Origin of the sequence: Sutterella sp. KLE1602 (assembly GCF_001578585.1) — a bacterium.
GTDB lineage: Bacteria > Pseudomonadota > Gammaproteobacteria > Burkholderiales > Burkholderiaceae_F > Sutterella > Sutterella wadsworthensis_A.
Map to the genome: position 1 here is coordinate 57,068 of NZ_KQ968527.1, position 18,222 is coordinate 75,289.

13 protein-coding genes and 1 tRNA gene are annotated in these 18,222 nt (G+C 62.1%); 11 read left to right on the plus strand and 3 right to left on the minus strand.

Annotated features, from left to right (window positions below; genetic code table 11):
* Positions 1 to 21: 21 nt before the first annotated feature.
* Entirely contained in the window at positions 22 to 2,658 is a 2,637-nt protein-coding gene (gene leuS, locus HMPREF3036_RS05295; RefSeq protein WP_062332203.1) for a leucine--tRNA ligase, read from the minus strand.
* Between the two features lie 230 nt (positions 2,659 to 2,888).
* Between leuS and HMPREF3036_RS05300 the strand changes: the two genes are divergently transcribed.
* Together HMPREF3036_RS05300 and HMPREF3036_RS05305 are read left to right on the plus strand one after the other, a co-directional pair.
* A complete protein-coding gene (locus HMPREF3036_RS05300) occupies positions 2,889 to 5,342 on the plus strand; it encodes an ATP-dependent helicase (protein ID WP_062332206.1) in 2,454 nt (817 codons plus the stop codon).
* An 87-nt stretch (positions 5,343 to 5,429) separates the two neighbouring features.
* A tRNA-Arg gene (locus tag HMPREF3036_RS05305) sits at positions 5,430 to 5,505 on the plus strand.
* Positions 5,506 to 5,715: 210 nt separating this feature from the next.
* On the opposite strand, the gene ansB is transcribed toward HMPREF3036_RS05305, so the two are convergent.
* Positions 5,716 to 6,759 carry an L-asparaginase 2 gene (gene ansB, locus HMPREF3036_RS05310; protein ID WP_062332209.1) on the minus strand — a complete coding sequence of 348 codons (1,044 nt, stop codon included), beginning with the start codon at positions 6,757 to 6,759 and terminating at the stop codon, positions 5,716 to 5,718.
* A gap of 614 nt (positions 6,760 to 7,373) precedes the next feature.
* Between ansB and argG the strand changes: the two genes are divergently transcribed.
* The 6 genes from argG to HMPREF3036_RS05340 all read left to right on the plus strand — a co-directional run bounded on the left by argG (position 7,374) and on the right by HMPREF3036_RS05340 (position 14,617).
* Positions 7,374 to 8,699 carry an argininosuccinate synthase gene (gene argG / locus HMPREF3036_RS05315; RefSeq protein ID WP_062332212.1) on the plus strand — a complete coding sequence of 442 codons (1,326 nt, stop codon included), beginning with the start codon at positions 7,374 to 7,376 and terminating at the stop codon, positions 8,697 to 8,699.
* A gap of 147 nt (positions 8,700 to 8,846) precedes the next feature.
* The gene (locus HMPREF3036_RS05320) at positions 8,847 to 9,908 is read left to right on the plus strand and encodes a cation diffusion facilitator family transporter (protein WP_062332215.1); all 1,062 of its coding nucleotides are present in this window, start codon (positions 8,847 to 8,849) and stop codon (positions 9,906 to 9,908) included.
* A gap of 220 nt (positions 9,909 to 10,128) precedes the next feature.
* Entirely contained in the window at positions 10,129 to 11,784 is a 1,656-nt protein-coding gene (locus HMPREF3036_RS05325; protein WP_005435754.1) for a CTP synthase, read from the plus strand.
* 134 nt (positions 11,785 to 11,918) lie between these two features.
* Complete coding sequence (gene kdsA / locus HMPREF3036_RS05330; protein WP_005435756.1) at positions 11,919 to 12,776, plus strand: 3-deoxy-8-phosphooctulonate synthase; 858 nt, start codon at positions 11,919 to 11,921, stop codon at positions 12,774 to 12,776.
* 98 nt (positions 12,777 to 12,874) lie between these two features.
* On the plus strand, positions 12,875 to 14,164 hold the full coding sequence (gene eno / locus HMPREF3036_RS05335; protein ID WP_005435758.1) for a phosphopyruvate hydratase: 1,290 nt from the start codon (positions 12,875 to 12,877) through the stop codon (positions 14,162 to 14,164).
* Between the two features lie 18 nt (positions 14,165 to 14,182).
* The gene (locus HMPREF3036_RS05340) at positions 14,183 to 14,617 is read left to right on the plus strand and encodes an FtsB family cell division protein (protein WP_062332218.1); all 435 of its coding nucleotides are present in this window, start codon (positions 14,183 to 14,185) and stop codon (positions 14,615 to 14,617) included.
* Between the two features lie 101 nt (positions 14,618 to 14,718).
* Here the strand turns inward: HMPREF3036_RS05340 and HMPREF3036_RS05345 are convergent, their stop codons facing one another.
* Positions 14,719 to 15,627, minus strand: a complete 909-nt coding sequence (locus HMPREF3036_RS05345; RefSeq protein ID WP_005435762.1) for an Hsp33 family molecular chaperone HslO — start codon at positions 15,625 to 15,627, stop codon at positions 14,719 to 14,721.
* Between the two features lie 222 nt (positions 15,628 to 15,849).
* Here HMPREF3036_RS05345 and HMPREF3036_RS05350 point away from each other — a divergent pair, with 222 nt between their 5' ends.
* The 3 genes from HMPREF3036_RS05350 (at position 15,850) to HMPREF3036_RS05360 (ending at position 18,082) form a co-directional block, all read left to right on the plus strand.
* Entirely contained in the window at positions 15,850 to 16,695 is an 846-nt protein-coding gene (locus tag HMPREF3036_RS05350; protein ID WP_062332221.1) for a PHP domain-containing protein, read from the plus strand.
* Between the two features lie 146 nt (positions 16,696 to 16,841).
* Positions 16,842 to 17,492, plus strand: coding sequence for a site-2 protease family protein (locus HMPREF3036_RS05355; protein WP_062332224.1), 651 nt, complete (start codon positions 16,842 to 16,844; stop codon positions 17,490 to 17,492).
* 59 nt (positions 17,493 to 17,551) lie between these two features.
* Positions 17,552 to 18,082 (plus strand): class I SAM-dependent methyltransferase, encoded by a 531-nt coding sequence (locus HMPREF3036_RS05360; protein WP_231853576.1) that lies wholly within the window; start codon positions 17,552 to 17,554, stop codon positions 18,080 to 18,082.
* Positions 18,083 to 18,222: the final 140 nt, after the last annotated feature.

Here is an 18,222-nt window from a genome sequence, read left to right on the forward strand (position 1 = left end):
TCAGCTTGAAGGTGTGGCGCCTTACTTGGCGACCACGACGTTCACGAGCTTGTTCTTCACGATGATGATCTTGCGGACCGTCATGCCTTCAGTGAAGCGCTGCACGTCTGGATTGGCGAGTGCGGCGGCCTCGATTTCGGCCTGAGCGGCCTCGGCGGGTACGAGGATCTCGCCGCGGAGCTTGCCGTTGACCTGGACGACGAGCTTGAGCTCGTCGGCCTTGATTGCGTCTTCGCTGACTTCGGGCCACGGTGCGTCGATCAGGTCGCCGATGCGTTCGACGAAGCCGAGCTCCTGCCAGAGCGCCGTCGTGATGTGCGGGGCGATCGGGTAGAGCGTGCGCAGCAGGATCGAGGCACATTCGCAGAGAGCCGCCAGATCGGCGGGCGTCTCGCCCTTGAAGCCTTCGATCGTGTTGAACATCTTCATGCAGGCGGAGACGACCGTGTTGTACTGCATGCGGCTGAAGTCGTACTCGGCCTGGCGAAGCGTCGTGTGGACTTCGCGGCGCAGGGTCTTGGCGTCGTGCGGAAGCATCTGGCCTTCAAGGGCACCTGCACTTGCGATGAGGTTCTTCTTCGCGAATGCCCAGTTCCAGATGCGGCGCAGGAAGCGGTAGGTGCCTTCGGCGCCGGAGTTGGACCAGGCGGCGGACTGATCGGGAGGACCAGCGAACATCACGAAGCTGCGGGCCGTGTCGGCGCCGAATTTCTTGATGATTTCGCGCGGCTCGACCACGTTGTTCTTCGACTTGGACATCTTTTCGATGCCGCCGAGGGTGACGGGCTGACCGTCGGCCTTGCAGACGGCACCGACGGGGCGGCCCTTCTCGTCGTACTGGACCTCAACCTCGTCCGGGTAGAACCAGACCTTGCGGCCGTCGTCGCCGTTGCGGTAGTAGCAGTCGGCCATCAGCATGCCCTGGGTGAAGAGGTTCTTGAACGGCTCGTCGTACTTGACGAGGCCGAGATCGCGCATCACCTTCGTCCAGAAGCGGGCGTAGAGCAGATGGAGCACGGCGTGCTCGATGCCGCCGATGTACTGGTCCATCGGCATCCAATAGTCGGCGCGCTTGTCGACCATGGCCGTGGAGCAGTCGGGCGAGCAGTAGCGCTGGAAGTACCAGGAGCTGTCGACGAATGTGTCCATCGTGTCGGTTTCGCGCTGGGCGTCGCCGCCGCACTTCGGGCACTTGACGTTGAGGAAGGATTCGCACTTGGTGAGCGGGTTGCCGGAGCCGTCGGGAATCAGGTCTTCAGGCAGCACGACAGGGAGATCCTGCTCGGGGACGGGCACGGGGCCGCAGCACGGGCAGTTGATCATCGGGATCGGGGTGCCCCAGTAGCGCTGGCGGGAGATGCCCCAGTCGCGCAGACGGAATTGGACCTGTTTGTCGCCGAGGCCGCGGGCCTTGAGGTCGGTGGCGATGGCGTCGAAGGCTTCGTGGATACCGAGGCCGTCGAACTTGCCGGAGTTGACGAGACGGCCGTCAAGCGTCTTGTCGCCGTACCAGTCCTGCCATGCTTCGGTGGAGTAGGTCTCGCCCTCGACGGCGATGACCTGACGGATCGGAAGACCGAACTTTTTGGCGAAGGCGAAGTCGCGCTCGTCGTGGGCGGGCACGCCCATCACGGCGCCCTCACCGTAGCTCATGAGAACGTAGTTGGCGATCCAGACCTCGACGTTGTCGCCCGTGATCGGGTGGCGGACGTAGAAGCCGGTGGGCACGCCCTTCTTTTCCATGGAGGCCATGTCGGCTTCGCTCACGCTGCCCTTCGAGCATTCCTCGATAAAGGCCTGAAGGTCGGGGCGGTTGCGGGAGACGTAGGCGGCGAGCGGATGCTCGGCGGCGATCGCAACGAAGCTCACGCCCATGAGCGTGTCGGGGCGGGTCGTGTAGACGCGCAGAAGCTTCGGGGTGCCCTCGAGTTCGTACGGGAAGGAGAGGTTCACGCCTTCGGAGCGACCGATCCAGTGCTCCTGCATGCGGCGGACCTGCTCGGGCCAGCCCTGAAGCTGGTCGAGGTCGTCAAGGAGTTCCTGAGCATACTGCGTGATGCCGAGGTAGTAGCCGGGGATCTCGCGCTTTTCGACGACGGCACCAGAGCGCCAGCCGCGGCCTTCAATCACCTGCTCGTTGGCAAGCACGGTCTTGTCGACGGGGTCCCAGTTGACGATCTGGGTCTTGCGGTAGGCGATGCCCTTCTCGAGCATCTTGAGGAACATCCACTGGCTCCAGCGGTAGTATTCGGGCTTGCAAGTGGCGACTTCGCGCGACCAGTCGAAGGCGAGGCCGAGCGGCTCCATCTGGCTCTTCATGTCCGCGATGTTCGAGTACGTCCAGGCGGCGGGAGCAACCTTCTTGGCGATGGCGGCGTTTTCAGCCGGCAGGCCGAAGGCGTCCCATCCCATCGGGGTCATCACGTTGTAGCCTTTCATGCGGTAGAAGCGGTACATCACGTCGTTGAGCGTGTAGTTACGGACGTGTCCCATGTGAAGCTTGCCGCTCGGGTAAGGGAGCATGGAGCAGACGTAGAACTTGGGTTTGGGCTGTCCGTTGTTGTCGACCGCGTTCTCGACGGCACGGTAGACGTCCTTGGCCTTCCACATGGCCTGGACTTCGGATTCCACTGCCTGAGCAGAGTAAGTCTCGCGCATAACGCCTTCCAAAGAAGAGGGTTCAAAAAAAGAATAATTGCCTAGTATACCTGTTGCGGAGCGCCTTCGGCATTGCAGGGACTGCCTAGCGGACGGCATCCAGGTCGTGATTTCGGGCGTTTGGGAGGGGAGCGGAGCGGGGGCGTGAGCCTGTCGTCGAAATGTGCTACCTTTTAGCCCGTCCGGCCCTTCCTGCCGGCTTCCGAATTCTTCGCCGGAGGTTTTCCCGCATGTCGTCCGATCTTCTTCAGTCCCTCAATCCCCGCCAGCTGCAGGCCGTCACGGCCCCCGAAAAGAGCGTACTCATTCTGGCGGGCGCGGGTTCGGGCAAGACGCGCGTGCTGACGACGCGCATCGCCTGGCTCTTGAGCGAGCACAAGGCCCAGACGGGAGACATTCTGGCTGTGACCTTCACGAACAAGGCCGCCAAGGAGATGCTCGTCCGACTGGAGGCTATCCTGCCCTACGATCTGCGCCGCATGTGGGTCGGAACCTTCCACGGCCTGTGCAACCGCATTCTGCGCACCCACGCCCAAGACGCGGGGCTCCCGAAGACCTTCCAGATTCTTGACTCGAGCGATCAGCTCTCCATGGTCAAGCGCGTCATGAAGGCGCTCAACATCGATACCGAGAGCTACGATCCCCGTCAGGTGGCGAACGTCATCAACTGGTACAAGGAAAACGGCATGCGTGCGTCGCACGCCGCAGGCCAGCAGGGCGGCGACGAGACCGCCGTCAAGGTCTATCAGGCCTATGAGCAGCAGTGCCAGCGCGAAGGCGTCGTGGACTTTGCCGAGCTTCTTCTGCGCTGCTACGAGCTTCTCGACCGCAATGAAATCGTCCGCTCGCATTATCAGAACCGCTTCCGTCACATTCTCGTCGACGAGTTCCAGGACACGAACGTCCTGCAGTACCGTTGGCTTCAGATGCTGGCGGGGTTCGGACGAGGCCCCGGCGGCGCACCGATGAACGCCGTCTTCGCCGTGGGTGACGACGACCAGTCGATCTACGCCTTCCGAGGTGCGAACGTGGGAAACATGAGCGACTTCCTCCGCGACTTCGGCGTTGAGGAGCCCATCAGGCTTGAGGAGAACTATCGCTCGACGGGGACGATTCTTGACGCGGCCAACGCGCTCATTGCACACAATTCGAACCGTCTCGGCAAGAATCTCTGGACGTCGGGCAGCCGCGGCGACCGCATCTGCGTGGCAGAGCTTGACGACGACCGCGCTGAAGCAGAGTGGATCGCCCGCGAAATCGAGGCGGACCGCTCCCGAGGCCGCGCCTGGCGCGACCATGCGATCCTCTATCGTGCGAACGCGCAGTCGCGCGCGCTCGAAAGCGCCTTTGTTGCCCGAGGGATTCCCTACCGCATCTACGGCGGACAGCGCTTCTTCGAGCGTGCCGAAGTCAAGCACGTGCTCGCCTATCTGCGCCTGATGGACAACCCGGGCGACGACACGAGCTTTCAGCGCGTCGTCAACTTCCCGCTTCGCGGGATCGGTGCGCGCACGATCGAGACGCTGGCGGAGGAAGCCGCCGCACGCGGACTCACGCTCTTCGGCACACTCTTTGCGCCCGACTACAAGGTGCCCCCGAAGCTCGCAGCCTTCCGCGAGCTCATCATGAACATGCGCGAGGAAGCGGATTCCCTCAGCCTTCAGGACGCCATCAAGCTCGTCATCGTGCGCTCGGGTCTTGAGGCCCACTACAACGCCGAGAAGGACGGCGAGGACCGCATTGCGAACATGCGTGAAATGATGTCGGCTGCGGCGGGCTACATCGCCAACGAGGGTCTGCCCGACAGCATGCCTGCCTTCAGGCCCGCCGATGAAGGCGGTCAGACGCCGCTTCAGGGCTTTCTGACTCAGGCGACGCTCGAGGCGGGTGACAAGAACGAGCAGGGTGATGTGGACGCCGTTCAGCTCATGACGGTGCACGCCGCCAAGGGTCTGGAGTTCCCGCAGGTCTTCATCGCCGGTGTCGAAGAAGGACTCTTCCCGCACTTCTCCGCCCTCAAGGACGAGCGGGGTCCAGGCGTCTCCGAAGAACGCCGCCTGATGTACGTGGCCATCACGCGCGCCAAGCAGCGTCTGGTCATCACGTATTGCAAGAGCCGCATGCAGTACGGCGAATACCGCAGGAACGAACCCTCAAGCTTCCTTGACGAGATTCCTGAGCAGCTGGTCGACAACAAGGACCTGACGGCCGAAGCACAGGGCTACAGGAGTTCGTACGGCGGGCAGAGTCGTGCAAGTGGTTACGGATGGGAGCGTCCGTCCTTCGGCGGATCGCGCGGTGGCGAGCGAAGCTACGGCCGCTCGTCCTCTTCCTCCCGCAGCTGGAGTTCGTCTTCGTCGTCCCGCGGTGGCTCGTCCTCCTACGGTTCCTCGCGCTCGTCCGCTTCTCAGGACAAGGACGACTGGCGCAGGGGACTCTCGGGCGCAGGCGGCACTTACCGCTCGGGTGAGGATCCCGTCGTGAAGAAGGCGGCCGCGCGCGCAGCAGGCTCTACATTCGGCTACGAGGCGGGCGACAAGGTAGAGCACAAGAAGTTCGGTCGCGGCGTGATTGAGTCGATCACGGGCTCGGGCAATGATGCCCGCGTCTACATCCGCTTCAACGACGTTGGCCGCAAGGAGCTCCTCCTTGCGCTTGCAGCGAAGAACATGCAGAAGAAGTGATGCACGGGACTGGTTTTTTGCAAGGACTTCACTGCAATCGGTCAGGATCTGCTAGAATTCACTACCCTGACGCAAGACAGGACGGTGGTGGCCATAGTTCAACTGGATAGAACTGTCCCCTCCTAAGGGACGGATCTGGGTTCGAGTCCCGGTGGCCGCACCAGGCACATCTTGACGTCAAAACGAAGTGGCTCGTTCAATGTGAACGGGCCATTGTCGTTTCTGGAGAGTCCCTGTATTTGTTCAACAGCTGCCTTGGCTGCGGCCGTGCCGCCGCTGTGATGAAAAAAGCCCTGAACCTTTCGGATCAGGGCTTTTCAAGACTTGAGTCATGCGCTTCAGCAATCATGTGAAGCGCAGGCGGAGACTTCGATTAGTAGAGGTCGAAGTACTTCTGGACTTCCTTCCAGTCGGAGGTCTTCGTCAGGGCGAGCTGCAGGAGGACGCGGGCCTTCTGCGGATTCAGTTCGCCGGAGGAGACCCAGTGCTGGGCCTTGTCGTCCACTTCAGCGTCCTTCGTGGTGGCGCCCGTCGGAACGCGGGAGGAGCGAACAACGACGGCACCGTTCTTCGTGGCCTGTTCAAGAACCGGCCAGATGGACTTGTGGATGTTGCCGTTGCCGACGCCGGCGTTCACGATGCCCTTGTAGCCGGCCTTGACGAGCGCTTCAGCCTGGAGGCCTTCCACGCCGGCGTGGTTGTAGACGATGCCGACCTTCGGGAGTTCCTTCAGACCCGTGACGTCGAACGGCGTGGCGGTCGTGTGAGCACGAACCGGGAGCGTGGAGTACGTCACCTTGTTGTTGAAGATCGTGCCGACCTTGCCGAAGTTGGCGGCCTGGAACGTTTCGGGCTGAACCGTGTTGGTCTTGATGACTTCACGAGCGCCGACGACGATGTTGTCCATGGCGACCACGACGCCCTGCTTGGCGGTTTCAGGCGTGGCGGCGGTCAGAACGGCGTTGTAGAGGTTGCGCGGGCCGTCAGCACCGAGGCCCGTGGACGGCAGCATGGCGCCGACCATGGCGACGGGCTTGTCGCACTTGAGCGTGAGGTTCAGGAAGTAGGCGGTTTCTTCCATCGTGTCCGTGCCGTGCGTGATGACGAAGCCGTCATACTTCTTGCAGTCGGCGTTGATCGTCTGGGCGAGCTTGAGCCAGACTTCGTCGGACATGTCCTGAGAGCCGATCTGGGCGACCTGCTTCGGGGTCACGTTGGCGATGTTGGCAAGTTCCGGAACGGCGGCAACGAGATGGTTGACGCTCACCTTGCCGGCCTGATAGGCAGTGCCCGTGGCGGAGGCGCCGGCACCGGCGATCGTGCCGCCGGTGGCGAGAACGGCGATGTTCGGAAGGGCGAGGGCGGCGCCGGAGGCGGCGACGAGGCCGAGGCCGATCAGGGTCTTCTTCATGGACATGGTTGTTTGCTCCTCTAGTTTGGAGCGCGTCAGTTGAATGGCGCTCCTGTTGTTTGAGTGTCCGCCGCTTGAAAAACGGCGGACTGGCCGTCAGGCGTACCCTGCAGTTCGTTTTCATGGTCCTGGAACCGCGGTACCTTCAGGTAACTCATTCAGTCTATACGGATTGATTGAGGTCAAGCAATCAACAGTGCATTGCGTTTGATCTTGGACTACAAAGATTAAAAAATAGGAAAACCCCTATGGAAAAATGGAAAAGCCCTTCCCTGATTTTCCTGTAACGGATTGTTCGAGAACTGTTCTCCTGGAGGGGAAAGGAGGGAAGGTGTCGTTTAAGAGCAAACAAGCATGTACCTGAGGGTTCTTACGGATTTGGTGTGTTTCCCTGCGATGGGTGCGGTGCGCAGGCGGACAAATGCGGTCATATGTCGACCATTTGTCTGTTGTTCTCAGACCGTCTAGGTACAACTCCTCAAGCTGTTTGAGGACTCTTCAAAAAGTCTCACATAGTGGCGTTCGGAGGCGGCAGGCGGGGCTGAGAGAGCGGATAATCATCGCCACAGGCCCCAGGTTGCTGGGTAAACAACAACACGAACTCACAAGAAACTCAAAACATGTCTGAAACGATCCTTCAAAGCGTTCCCGTCGGCCAGAAAGTCGGCATTGCCTTTTCCGGCGGCCTCGATACGAGCGCTGCTCTTCGCTGGATGAAGAACAAGGGCGCTCTGCCTTACGCCTACACGGCCAACCTCGGCCAGCCCGACGAAACCGACTATGAAGCCATTCCGCGTCGCGCCATGGAGTACGGCGCCGAAAACGCCCGCCTGATCGACTGCCGCGAACAGCTCGTGAATGAAGGCATCGCCGCCATTCAGTCCGGCGCCTTCCACATCTCGACGGCCGGCCAGCTCTACTTCAACACCACCCCGCTCGGTCGCGCCGTGACGGGCACGATGCTCGTCGCCGCCATGCGTGAGGACGGCGTCAACATCTGGGGTGACGGATCCACGTACAAGGGCAACGACATCGAGCGCTTCTACCGCTACGGTCTTCTTGCCAATCCGAACCTCAAGATCTACAAGCCCTGGCTCGACGTGCAGTTCATCACCGAGCTCGGCGGCCGCGCCGAAATGTCCGCCTTCCTTCAGAAGGAGGGCTTCAACTACCGCATGAGCGCCGAGAAGGCCTACTCGACCGACTCGAACATGCTCGGCGCCACGCATGAGGCCAAGGACCTGGAAAGCCTCGACTCCAACATGAAGATCGTTGAGCCGATCATGGGCGTCGCCTTCTGGCGTGACGACGTTGAAGTCAAGCCTGAAACGGTCACGGTTGAATTCAAGGAGGGCGTTCCCGTCGCCATCAATGGGCAGAAGTTCTCGAATCCCGTCGCTCTCATGGAAGAGGCCAACCGCATCGGCGGCCGTCACGGTCTCGGCATGTCCGACCAGATCGAGAACCGCATCATCGAGGCCAAGTCCCGCGGCATCTATGAAGCTCCGGGCATGGCGCTTCTCTTCCTTGCCTACGAACGCCTCGTCACCGGCATTCACAATGAGGATACGATCGCCGAATACCGCATCAACGGCATCAAGCTCGGCCGCTACCTCTATCAGGGCCGCTGGTTCGACAGTCAGGCGCTGATGATCCGCGAAAGCGCCATGCGCTGGGTCGCCCGTGCCGTCACCGGCGAAGTGACGATCGAGCTGCGCCGCGGCAATGACTATACGATCGTCTCCACCAAGAGCCCGAACCTGACGTACGAACCGTCCCGCCTCACGATGGAGAAGGGCGACTCGATGTTCACCGCCGTCGACCGCATCGGTCAGCTCACGATGCGCAACCTCGACATCACGGACACGCGCGCCAAGCTCGGCATCTACGCCAGCGCGGGGCTTCTCGCAGGCAGCGGCTCGGTGGCGATGCTCACCGGCAAGTAAGTCCTGTCGCCGCCCGAGGGCATGCCTGACGGAGGCGGAGGCTTTATAATCCGTCTCAAATCAGAACAAAGGCCCGGACAGCCCTGAGGATGTCCGGGCCTTGCGCTTGTCTGCGCGCAGCAGAGGTCAACAACGGCACCATTCATCATGTCCGAACAGAAGCATTTCGACGACGTTTTTCAAAAGCCCGAGCCCAACTCCGAGTTCTCGAGTCACGGCCGAGGAGACAGCCACTGGCTTCATGCGGCCGAAAAGACGAAGACGAGCGTGCTGGGCTTCGCGGTTGCGCTCACGTTCACCTTCTCCATTATTGAGCTTGTGGGCGGCCTCTGGGGCAATTCTCTTGCCCTGATCGGCGACGCCGGGCACATGGTGACCGACTCGGCGAGCCTGCTTTTCGCGTTAGTTGCCAACAAGATCGCCCAGAAGGGGGCGGACGACGACCACTCCTTTGGTCACGGCCGCGTCGAGGTGCTCGCCGCCTTCATTAACGGTCTCGTGATGCTCTGCGTCGTGGGATGGATCTTCTTCGAGGCCGTCTCGCGCATCATGACGCCCGAACCCGTCTCCGGCCTTTCCGTCATGGCGATCGCGGCTGTGGGCCTGGTGATCAACATTCTCGTTGCCTGGTCCCTCTCCCGAGACCGCAAGAATATGAACACGCGCGCGGCGCTTCTGCACGTGATGGGCGACCTGCTCGGCTCCGTGGCGGCCATTGTCGCGGGCGCCGTCATCTACTTCGGCGGTCCGACGATTGCCGACCCGATTCTCTCGCTCGTCGTCTGCTGCCTGCTTCTGCATGCAACCTGGGAGATCCTCCGCGACTCGACGCGCGTTCTTCTTGACAGCGTGCCTGAAGGTGTCAACTATTTCAGCGTCGGTCGCACGATCGAGGCTATCCCAGGCGTCAACCGCGTGCACGACCTGCACGTCTGGACGATGAGCCCCGGTCACGGCGCCATCCAGTGCCACGTGCACATCGAAAGCCCCGAGTGCTGGCCCAAGATCCTCGACGTGTTGCGCAGGCAGCTTCATGAGGAGTTCCAGATCGACCACGTCACCGTGCAGCCCGAGTGGGACTTTCGCGGCAGCGACGAAGAGTGCGAGGTCTGCCGCTATGCGGAGTTCGAGGCCGCCTGCCGCGCGGACTTCGACGATCCGAGGGCCGCGCCTGCGGCGCCTGTGCTCGATGCGGAGAAGCTTCTCTGAGCCCGAGGGCTTCCTCCGTACGCGTAGGCCGGGCGGGGAAGCCCTTCGGGAGTCCCGGCAAAAAGTCGTGTCGGCGTCGGGAGAATTCTCGTACAATGAATAATCGGCCTGATTCGGAGGCGGCGCGGAAGCGGAGACGTTTTTCGGGCGGTATGCCGAACTTCAGGTATAATCTCGGCTTTAATTTTTTCCTGTACCTCCTTGCGTGGGGCTCTTCTTCATGACCAAGTACGTATTTGTGACCGGCGGCGTTGTCTCTTCTCTCGGCAAGGGCATCGCCGCCGCTTCGTTAGCGGCTATTCTGGAATCTCGTGGTCTGAAGGTGACCATGATCAAGCTCGATCCGTATATCAACGTCGACCCGGGCACGATGTCGCCTTTCCAGCACGGTGAAGTTTTTGTGACGGAAGACGGGGCGGAAACCGACCTCGACCTCGGTCACTACGAACGCTTCATCTCCACGAAGATGCACAAGCCCAACAACTTCACGTCGGGTCAGATCTACGAGAGCGTGCTTCGCAAGGAACGTCGCGGCGAATACCTCGGCAAGACCGTTCAGGTGATCCCGCACATCACGAACGAAATTCAGGAGTTCATCCAGCGCGGCGCCGCCAGCACCTTTGACGGCAAGCCCGACGTGGCCGTCGTTGAAATCGGCGGTACGGTCGGCGACATTGAGTCCCTGCCGTTCGTCGAGGCCGTCCGCCAGATGTCCTTCCGCGTGGGCCGCAACAACACCTGCTTCATCCACCTGACGCTCTGCCCGTGGATTCCGTCCGCCGGCGAGCTCAAGACGAAGCCGACCCAGCACTCCGTTCAGAAGCTCCGCGAAGAGGGCGTCTATCCCGACATGCTCCTCTGTCGCGCCGAGCACATGATCCCGGAAGGCGAGCGCGCCAAGATCTCGCTCTTCTCCAACGTGCCGATGGACTGCGTGATCAGCGTCGCCGACGCCTCCACGATCTACGAAGTGCCGCTCATGCTCCACGCCCAGCATCTTGACGACCTCGTCTGCAAGAAGCTCGGCCTTGAGACGAAGCCCGCCGATCTCTCCGCCTGGGAGGACATCGTCCGTCGCATCAAGAACCCGCAGCGCGAGGTCACGGTCGCCATGGTCGGCAAGTACGTCGACTACGCCGACAGCTACAAGTCCCTCAACGAAGCGCTGATCCATGCCGGCATCCGCACGGAGACCCGCGTCAAGATCCGCTACGTCGACGCCGGCCAGATCGAAGAGGAAGGCGCCGAGAAGATCCTTCAGGACGTCGATGCGATCCTCGTCCCGGGAGGTTTCGGCAAGCGTGGCACGGAAGGCATGATCAAGGCCATCGAGTTCGCCCGTGAAAATAAGATCCCGTTCCTCGGCATCTGCCTCGGCATGCAGATGGCCGTCATCGAGTTCGCCCGTCACGTGTGCGGTCTCGGCGGAGCCAACTCCACCGAGCTCGATCCCGACACGGCCCATCCCGTCGTCGCCCTCATCACCGAGTGGAAGGACCGCACGGGCAGCGTCCAGAAGCGCGACGAGTCGTCCGACCTCGGCGGCACGATGCGCCTCGGTCGTCAGGAAGTTCCCGTCGAAAAGGGTACGCTCGCCCACAAGATCTACGGCGACGTCGTGGCTGAACGCCATCGTCACCGCTATGAGGTGAACAACGCCTATGTGGCCCAGTTCGAGGAAAAGGGCATGGTCATTTCCGCCAAGACTCCGACGGAGCACCTCCCCGAAATGATGGAGCTCCCGGGCCATCCCTTCTTCTTCGCCGTCCAGTTCCATCCGGAATTCACGTCGAGCCCTCGCTTCGGCCATCCGCTCTTCAAGGCCTACATTGAGGCCGCGATCGCGCACGCCGATGAAAAGAAGGCTCAGGCCTAAGCCGGACTGATCCGACCTAGACGCAAGGCAGCTCAACGGGCACTGCAGTTCGTGGGGCTGCCTTTTTCATTTCGGGCGCCGTCTTGTCTGGACGACTTTTCCGGGGCGCGCCCTCCTGCAAGAGGACAACAAACATGAAGCTCTGCGGCTTTGACATCGGGCTCGACCGCCCGTTCTTCTTGATCGCCGGCCCCTGCGTGCTCGAGGGCGAGCAGATGGCCGTCGACATCGCCTCCGCCATGAAGGAGATCACGGACGAGCTCGGCATTCCGTATCTCTTCAAGGCGAGCTATGACAAGGCGAACCGCACGTCCGCCCATTCCTTCCGCGGTCCCGGCATGGACGAGGGCCTTCGCATTCTCGCCGCCGTTCGCGAGAAGGTCGGCGTGCCCGTTCTCACCGACGTGCATACCGAAGCAGAGGTCCCCGTCGTCGCCTCCGTCGTCGACATGCTCCAGACGCCCGCCTTCCTCTGCCGTCAGACGGATTTCATCCGCGCCTGCGCAGTTTCTGGCAAGCCCGTCAACATCAAGAAGGGCCAGTTCCTTGCACCGGGCGACATGCTCAACGTCGTCGAGAAGGCCCGTGAGGCCGCCTCGGCTGCAGGCCTTGACCCCGACGTCTTCACGGTCTGCGAGCGCGGCGCCTCGTTCGGTTACGGCAACCTCGTGTCCGACATGCGAAGCCTTGCGATCATGCGCCAGACGATGGCTCCCGTGGTCTTCGACGCCACACATTCCGTGCAGCTTCCCGGCGGCAACGGCACGTGCTCCGGCGGTCAGCGCCAGTTCGTTCCCGTGCTCGCGCGAGCTGCGGTCGCAGCGGGCGTCTCCGGCCTCTTCATGGAAGCCCATCCGACGCCCGCCTCCGCCAAGAGCGACGGTCCCAACCTCGTTCCGCTCGGCCGCATGCGTGAGCTCCTCGAGAGCCTTGTGGAGATCGACCGCCTCGTGAAGGCCCGCCCCTTCCTTGAAGATACGATCAACGGGTAAAATATTCTGATGTGCCCGCGATCCGCACGCAACGTCGTCGAACCGCGGGAATCTTCTTTCCTTGACATCCCTTTTTCATCCAAACGAAAGGACAAAAGATGAGCGCAATTATTGATGTGATCGGCCGTGAAGTTCTCGACAGCCGCGGCAATCCGACCGTTGAAGCCGAAGTCTGGCTCGAAAGCGGCGCCATGGGCCGCGCCGCCGTGCCGTCCGGCGCCTCCACGGGCGTGCGCGAGGCTCTCGAGCTTCGCGACAAGGATCCGAAGCGCTACTGCGGCAAGGGCGTGCTGACCGCCGTCGCCAACGTCTCCGGCGAAATCGCCGACGCCCTCATGGGCCTTGAGGCCTCCGACCAGGCCTACATCGACCGCACGATGATTGCGCTCGACGGCACCGAAAACAAGGGCCGCCTCGGCGCCAATGCCATCCTCGCCGTCTCCATGGCCGTGGCCCGCGCCGCCGCCGAAGAGGCCGGCATGCCGCTCTACCGCTACTTCGGCGGCATGGGTGCCCTCCAGATGCCCGTCCCGATGATGAACGTCATCAACGGCGGTGCTCACGCCAACAACAACCTCGACCTGCAGGAGTTCATGATCATTCCGGTGGGCGCTCCGTCCTTCCGTGAAGCCCTTCGCTACGGTGCCGAGACGTTCCATGCCCTCAAGAAGATCATCAACGCCCGCGGCATGTCCACGGCCGTCGGTGACGAGGGCGGCTTCGCCCCCAAGTGCGAAAGCCATGAAGAAGCCATCGAGCTCATCCTCGAAGCCATCAAGGCTGCCGGCTTTGAAGCAGGCAAGGACATCATGATCGGTCTCGACTGCGCCTCGAGCGAATTCTTCGAAGACGGCAAGTACGTCATGAAGAAGTCCTCTGGCAAGGCCCTCACGGCCGAGGAATGGATCGCTGTTCTCGAGGACTGGGTCAACAAGTACCCGATCATCTCGATCGAAGACGGCATGGCTGAAGGCGACTGGGAAGGTTGGGCCAAGCTCACGGCCGCTCTCGGCAAGCGCGTCCAGCTCGTGGGTGACGACCTCTTCGTGACGAATCCCGCTATCCTCAAGGAAGGCATTGAAAAGGGGGTTGCGAACTCCATCCTCATCAAGGTCAACCAGATCGGTACGCTTACCGAAACGTTTGAAGCCATTGAGATGGCCAAGCGCGCGGGCTACACCGCCGTCGTCTCCCACCGCTCGGGCGAGACGGAAGACAGCACGATCGCCGACATCGCCGTTGGTCTCAACGCCGGTCAGATCAAGACCGGTTCCATGAGCCGCTCCGACCGCATGGCCAAGTACAACCAGCTTCTTCGCATCGAGGAACACCTCGCCGAAGTGGCTCAGTATCCCGGCCGCGATGCCTTCTACTGCCTTCGCAAGTAAGACGGACGCCTTGAAGCGATGACGCGCATCTTCATGCTCGTGCTGGCGGCAGGCATCTGCGTCGTGGGGTTCCAGCTCTTCGGGCCCGGCGGCGCATGGTTTCGTGCCGCCGAGCTTGAGGAGGCGCTCGCGCTTCAGAATGAGGCCAACCGCGTTCAGCAGGACCGCAACGAGGCTCTGGGCGCAGAGCTTTATTCGCTTGAGCACCGCAGGGACGCCATTGAGGAGCGCGCCCGCAGGGAGCTCTACATGGTGAAGGACGACGAGGTGCTTTTCCGCCTTGAGACGCCGGGAGAATATGAGCAGAGGGCCCGCGAGCTCGCGAGCATGCCTGACTACCGCTCTCCCAACATCAAGCCGGGCTCCGCGCCGACGTTCTCCGCGAAGCGCGCCGACCTCTACCATGCGCCCAAGAACCTTCGCGCGCCTCCGTCCCGCACGAAGCGCCAGTAAGGCAAGAAAAAAACGCACGATCCGCCGCAATCGGACCGTGCGTTTTTTCTTTGCTCGTGAAGTAGGGAGGAAAGTGAAGCTTTCCTCCCTGGAAGACCTGATCAGTTGAGCGTTCTGGGCTGGGCGGGAGCGCCCGCGAAAAGAGAGGCAACATCAGCGCTGTCGAAGGAGCGTACCTGACCGCAGAAGTGGCAGGTGATGTCGATCGAGCCGCGTTCGGCGATGATGGCTTCGGCCTCCTCCCGGCCCAGAGAAAGGATCATGCTCCGCACGCCTTCGTCGGAGCAGCGGCATTTGAATTCGGGCCTGGCTTCGAGCGTGACGTTCGGGGATTCCTCCCAGAAGAGACGGCGGTTGATCTCTTCGGGATCGAGCGTGAGAAGCTCTTCGCTCTTGACGGTGTCGGCGAAGATCTTGAGACGCTGCCAGCCTTCCTCGTCGAAGTCCTCGGGAAGGGCCTTGCCGCCGAGAAGCGGCATTTTCTGCAGCATCAGACCGCCGACGCCGGATTCGTCGCTTGCGAGCTTGATCTTCGTTTCGACCTGTTCGCTCGTCGCGAAGTAGTTCGTCATGGCTTCGGCGAAGGTTTCACCTGCAAGACTCACCACGCCCTGATAGGGCTGGGTGTCGGGATCGCGCCCCGTCTGGTCGAGAATGAGCGCGCAGCGACCGCGGCCGCCTGCGTTGACGAGTTCGGTCATGCCTGCGTCGGCGCTGATCTCGCCAGCGTCCTCTCGCATCGTCACGGAGACGCGGAAGAGGAGGCCGGGACGGACTTCCGCCACGAGTAGCTTGATGGGACCGTCGCCCGCAATCTGCAGAAGCACCGTGCCGTCAAACTCGAGGGCGGCTGCCGCAAGAAGTGCGGAGGCCGTCACTTCGCCCGCCAAGCGGCGAACGGCGAGGGGCAGATGCTGATGCTCGACCGAGCGGCTGAATTCGTCGTGAAGCACGACGGTCTCGCCGCGGACGGCGGCACGCTGGAAAAGCAGTTTCTGAAGGGCGTCCATATGAATTCCTGTGTGTTCGCGCGCAGTGCGGGCGGCGCAGGCGGGATCATGCGCCCGCCGCGGCCGGAGCGGGCCCGCGCGCAATTGAAGCAATACGCTTTATATGGGGGCAAGGGGACGCCTTTTCAAGTGAGCCGAATACCATGTCCGCCTCAAGCGGTCCTGAACGCGCGGCCGTATAATCAAAAAATTACTACATACTTCCCGCGCAAGGCTCTTCTGATGATCATCGACCTGCACATGCACTCCAATGTTTCCGACGGGAAGCTTTCGCCCGCCGACCTCGTGCGTCTCGTGCATGCAAACGGCGTGGAGCTCATGGCGCTGACGGACCACGATACGATGGACGGCGTCAGGCAGGCATCGGCCGCCGCCGAGGAGCTCGGCGTCGGGTTCATTCCCGGCGTGGAGATCTCGACGGGATGGGGAGGACGCGTCGTGCACATTGTGGGGCTCGGAGTCGATCCTGATGCGCCAGGCATCGACGCATTCTTCAGCAGCATCTGCACCAAGCGCGACCGGCGCGGCCGCCTTATCGGCGAACGATTCGAGCAGCTCTACGGCATACGCGGCGCCTACGAGGGCGCGCTTTCGCTTGCCGACAACAAGGACAACCTTTCCCGCACTCACTTCGCACGCTGGCTCATGCAGGAGGGCGTCGTGAAGGAGTATCAGGAGGCCTTCGACCGCTTTCTCAAGACGGGGAGGCCTTGTTGCGTCGACATCGACTGGCCGGGACTCACCGAAGTGGTCGACGTCATCCACAATTCGGGCGGCGTCGCGGTCATTGCACATCCCGGACGCTACAGCTTCAGCGAGTCCTGGATGCTCGACGAGTTTCTCAAGGCCTTCAGGGACGCGGGCGGCGAGGCGATTGAGGTCTGCTCAGGATCCCAGTCTCGTGATGCGGACGTCTTCTTTGCGGACGTCGCGCGCCGCATGGACTTTCTCGCGAGTTCGGGCTCCGACTGGCATGCGCCCGGCACCGTGCGTCCCATGCCCGGCACGCAGCCGCAGATTCCCGAGGATCTCACGCCCGTCTGGCGCATCATTCCGCGTCGCCGTTGACACGTTTTCAAACAGTCTGTCGACATTTACGCGGGTCGGTCGGCGTGCACGGCGCGGGTTTGTGGCAGACTTTCACGATTGAACCCCTTCCGTAAATCCATCCGGGCGCAGTCTTTCCACTGCACCCCGAAGCCTTTGCTCCTTCCATGATTGAAAACGCCATTCAGATCATCTGCGTCTACGCCATTCCGCTCATCTTCGCCATCACGCTCCATGAGGCCGCGCACGGCTGGGCGGCGAAGAAGCTTGGCGACGACACCGCCTGGATTCTCGGCCGCGTGACGGCCAATCCCGTTCCCCACATCGATCCCGTCGGCACCGTGCTCGTGCCCGGGGCGCTTGTCCTGATGTCCGCTCTCACGGGCGGCGCGGGCTTCGTCTTCGGCTGGGCCAAGCCCGTGCCGATCAATCCGCGTTACTTCAGGCACTTCAACCGCGACATGATGCTCACGGCGCTTGCGGGGCCCGCCTCCAACCTTTTGCAGGCGATCGGCTGGGCCGTGGTGCTCAAGCTCGTCGTGATGCTCGGGATCTCCGAGCGGTTTGTGATCAGCGTGTGCGCGGCCGGCATCTCGGTCAACCTGATGCTGATGGCCTTCAACCTCATTCCGATTCCGCCGCTCGACGGCGGCCGCATCCTGAGGGGACTTCTGCCCTCGAGCGGCAGGAGCCTTCTGGACAGGATCGAGCCCTACGGCATGGTGATCCTCGTCGTGCTGATGGCGGGCGGCGGCCTCGGGTTCTTCGCTCGTCCCTTCCTCGAGGCGGGACGCTGGCTCGTCGAGCTCGTGCTGTGACGGGAGGTGCCATGGCGCGCAACGACTATTCCGAATGTTTCACGAGGCCTTCGCCTTGGGTGCTTAGCTGGAAGCACCTGCTGCCCCGTCAGGGCGAGGTGCTGGACGTGGCTTGCGGGCCCGGAAGGCATACGGCGCTTCTGGCTCTTGAGGGCCACAGGGTTCTTGCCTGCGACATCGACCTGACGGGCGTCGAGGCCCTTGCGGAGCTCCCGAATGTGACGCTCGAGTGCAGGGATCTCGAGGGTGAGCCCTGGCCTTGGGAGGCGGAGCGGTTTGCGGGCATCGTCGTGACAAACTACCTGCACAGGCCGCACTTTCCGCATTACTGGGATAGCCTGATGTCGGGCGGCGTCCTCATCATGGAGACCTTCACGGAAGCCAACATGATGATCTGGGAGCATCCGCGCAATCCCGACCACTATCTGACGGAGGGGGAGCTCATTCGCCTGGCTCCTGCCGATGCGCGAGTCGTCGCCTACGAGGAGGGACTCACTCCCGCCGACACGTGCGTCGCGAGAATCGTCCTCATGAAGCATGCGCCTGCGGAGTGCTACGCCGCACCGCTTGAGGCGGGGCTCGGTATCTGAGGGCGGACCTCCGTAATTACCGCAATCGCACGCTTTCAAAAGCGCCTTGAGGCGGTCAAGTTTGCTAAACTCTTCAAGATATTGTCGGCCGCCCTGCGGTCGGAGGTCTTCGCACGGCGGAGACGTTTTTTCGCGGAGCT

Excerpts from the sequence above, each read along its gene's own strand:
- leuS (WP_062332203.1), bottom strand. The coding sequence starts at position 2,658 with ATGCGCGAGACTTACTCTGCTCAGGCAGTGGAATCCGAAGTCCAGGCC.
- HMPREF3036_RS05300 (WP_062332206.1), top strand. The coding sequence starts at position 2,889 with ATGTCGTCCGATCTTCTTCAGTCCCTCAATCCCCGCCAGCTGCAGGCC.
- ansB (WP_062332209.1), bottom strand. The coding sequence starts at position 6,759 with ATGTCCATGAAGAAGACCCTGATCGGCCTCGGCCTCGTCGCCGCCTCC.
- argG (WP_062332212.1), top strand. The coding sequence starts at position 7,374 with ATGTCTGAAACGATCCTTCAAAGCGTTCCCGTCGGCCAGAAAGTCGGC.
- HMPREF3036_RS05320 (WP_062332215.1), top strand. The coding sequence starts at position 8,847 with ATGTCCGAACAGAAGCATTTCGACGACGTTTTTCAAAAGCCCGAGCCC.
- HMPREF3036_RS05325 (WP_005435754.1), top strand. The coding sequence starts at position 10,129 with ATGACCAAGTACGTATTTGTGACCGGCGGCGTTGTCTCTTCTCTCGGC.
- kdsA (WP_005435756.1), top strand. The coding sequence starts at position 11,919 with ATGAAGCTCTGCGGCTTTGACATCGGGCTCGACCGCCCGTTCTTCTTG.
- eno (WP_005435758.1), top strand. The coding sequence starts at position 12,875 with ATGAGCGCAATTATTGATGTGATCGGCCGTGAAGTTCTCGACAGCCGC.
- HMPREF3036_RS05340 (WP_062332218.1), top strand. The coding sequence starts at position 14,183 with ATGACGCGCATCTTCATGCTCGTGCTGGCGGCAGGCATCTGCGTCGTG.
- HMPREF3036_RS05345 (WP_005435762.1), bottom strand. The coding sequence starts at position 15,627 with ATGGACGCCCTTCAGAAACTGCTTTTCCAGCGTGCCGCCGTCCGCGGC.
- HMPREF3036_RS05350 (WP_062332221.1), top strand. The coding sequence starts at position 15,850 with ATGATCATCGACCTGCACATGCACTCCAATGTTTCCGACGGGAAGCTT.
- HMPREF3036_RS05355 (WP_062332224.1), top strand. The coding sequence starts at position 16,842 with ATGATTGAAAACGCCATTCAGATCATCTGCGTCTACGCCATTCCGCTC.